Genomic DNA, 2,657 nt, shown 5'->3' on the forward strand with positions numbered 1-2,657 from the left:
TGGTTAACTTTATTGGTTAATTGGCTAAGCAAGTCTTTCCCTGCTTGTCCTGCTTGTTCGACGATTTTATCTAAATGTTTTACCATTTTTTTTCCTTTACTACCTTGCTACTTATTTTTATTTAGTTTTGTCATATTTATCTATTTTTATCGGTAATTTTAATAATCAGTAATGATAACCAAAATCAGGCATAAAATTACACGATTTTTACACAATTTGCAATATTTAACTGAAGTTAATTTATTGAAATTTAAGATAAGCTTAGTGAGCCATGTTTTTTTAGGTTGCTGCTTTTAAGCCCACTTAAAATATTATCAATTAACTGGGGTTAGGGTTTTAGCATTAAGATAAAGGGGTGTTCCCTGTGTATACAGGGAACACAAAATCTAACTGTTCAGGCTTGATTTGTAGCGCGGTTTATCCCTGTGTATACAGGGAACACTAATCCCATATAGGATCAAATATTAAAGGTTCTGCACTGTCATTTTCACATTTAAGAAACGTAATATTCTTACCATTCTTTTTTATTAAAATTCCTGCATTATCAAGAGATGTATTTACTTCATAATGCCAAATATTTTTTTTAAAAACTAATGGATTTATTGAAACTTTCCGATCTGAAATTTCTTTCCGTAACTCTAATTCTATTTTATTTTTATTACCATATCTGTATATTAGATCACTCTTATCAAAATAATTATAACAAATGGATAATTGCTTATTTCCTATTTGACAACCAAAGGCATCCATTTCAATTAGATTTTTATTATATGTACATAAAGAATGATCTTTAAAAAAGATTTTTTGTCTATAAAAATTACTCAAATCTGGATATTCTGATAGCTTAATTAACAATTTATTTATTTCATATTTTGAAATATTTTGTTTGAATTTATCAGCAAAAATAAACAATAAACTTTCATAAAAATTTAAAGGATATTCTCCCAAAATATTTTTTTTATTTAATAAAAACATGTTGTCTATAATTTTATTAGTTTCATCACTTCTATTTTCAATATAAGGCTCACCAATTATGTTTCCCATACGTCTCTCAAACGTGATTTTCCCCAATAAAAATAATTTATTATCTTTAATAGTCAAATATGTTATCGTTAAAGGAGAATTTCCTGTATTGGCTTCAGCAATACCAAATACCCCTAGTTTAGAATAGAACATTTCTCTACTGGAATACCCATTATCACTAACATTATTTTTATAAGTATATAATTGGTTATCAACTTTAATAGTTAATAATTGATATCCCATATAATCTATTGGTTCGATTTTAAAATATGGACAATATTGATATTTTAAATTCATATGACTACCAGAAAAAGTGGTTATATTTACTTGCTCAAATGAGTCTTCATCACATTTTGTTGTATTAGCAAATGCAAAATTCACTAACAGTACACTGAATATAATTATTTTATTCATTTATAATTCCAATATTTTACTTGTTTATAGCTTTTCATAGATTTCTTTTATAAGAATATCATAATTATTCTTTTTATAACCACTTCCATTATAATACAAAGCAAATGAATCCCATTTTTTTGATTTTAATGCTTCCAAGGCATTTTTATTCTTCAATAAATAACCTTTTAGTGTAATTAAATGATTTTTTTCTGACTGACTAATTTTATATAGAATATCTTCAATACTTAATTTGTCTGAATGCATATTTGCTCCCATAACTTGAAATTTTCCCCAAGAAGCTGACATTAGAGCTTCTCTAGGTGATAAAGCATATGCTTTTATTAATCGTTCATATTGTTTCGCATAGGAACCATATTTAGTAAATGAAGATTTATTTGATATATCAGGATCATCATCATATTTACCATTAGTTAATTTGTGAAAATAATGTCTCTCAAATAATATTTTAGGAACATGATCCCCTAAATGGGTATAAAAACTCTGATCCTTTGTTTCTTTTATACCTACAGCTTTAAGTGCTTTTGATTCACATCCTAATTCGTTTGCAACTTCTTCATAATCAGCATCGGTTAATAAATCCATATTTTTTCTTTGATTTAAAAAAATAAGTTCATATTCATTTTGGTCTAATAAAATAATTGGATGTTTTTTTACAAATAAATCCACCATCGCCACCGGATGTATAAACCATGCCTTGCCGTCTGCGGATAGATTGGATAGTTTAGGCGTATTAGCTTCACTTTGTTCTGTGCTAGTTGTTTGATTTTGGGCTTGTGCCTGCGCCACTTCTTTCCACCATAAAGATGGTTTTATGCGCTCTTCTTTTTCTAGTTGCCAGTTGCTTTTGACATATTCGTGCGCTTCGTCCACTTTTTTCATGGCAGAGTCTCGCTGATAAGGTAAGGTTAGTCCGAGTTTGTTTAACTCTTCTTCGATGATTTCTTTTTTTTGCTGTTTTTCTTGTTCATATAGGTTATCTATCTCATTCCATTTACTTAATTCTTCATCAGCATACCATTCACTTTCATATTTCACCAGTAAATGCCCTATCTGCTCCGCTGTCCAACTTCTGCGTAACCCTTCCTTTAAATCCCTATCCGTAAAAGTCGGTGGCGGTAGGTCTTTTTTTCGTTGGGTTGAATATATTAGTGTGCCGGTTAAGATTTGCTGTAATTCTCGCATCGCCGGCGTGTAATCGGCTAAATCTAAGGTGGCAA

At 29.4% G+C, this 2,657-nt stretch carries 2 protein-coding genes; both read right to left on the reverse strand.

Annotated elements, in window-relative coordinates; all coding sequences use genetic code 11:
* Positions 1–441: 441 nt before the first annotated feature.
* Positions 442–1,437 carry a hypothetical protein gene (locus A9G36_RS01725; RefSeq protein WP_065585319.1) on the reverse strand — a complete coding sequence of 332 codons (996 nt, stop codon included), beginning with the start codon at positions 1,435–1,437 and terminating at the stop codon, positions 442–444.
* 24 nt (positions 1,438–1,461) lie between these two features.
* Positions 1,462–2,657, reverse strand: a 1,196-nt coding sequence (locus A9G36_RS09830; RefSeq protein ID WP_141670602.1) for an N-acetylmuramidase family protein, incomplete at its 5' end; no start/stop codon positions are given.

This window comes from Gilliamella sp. Choc6-1, from assembly GCF_001690385.1.
Classification (GTDB): Bacteria; Pseudomonadota; Gammaproteobacteria; order Enterobacterales; family Orbaceae; genus Gilliamella; species Gilliamella apicola_A.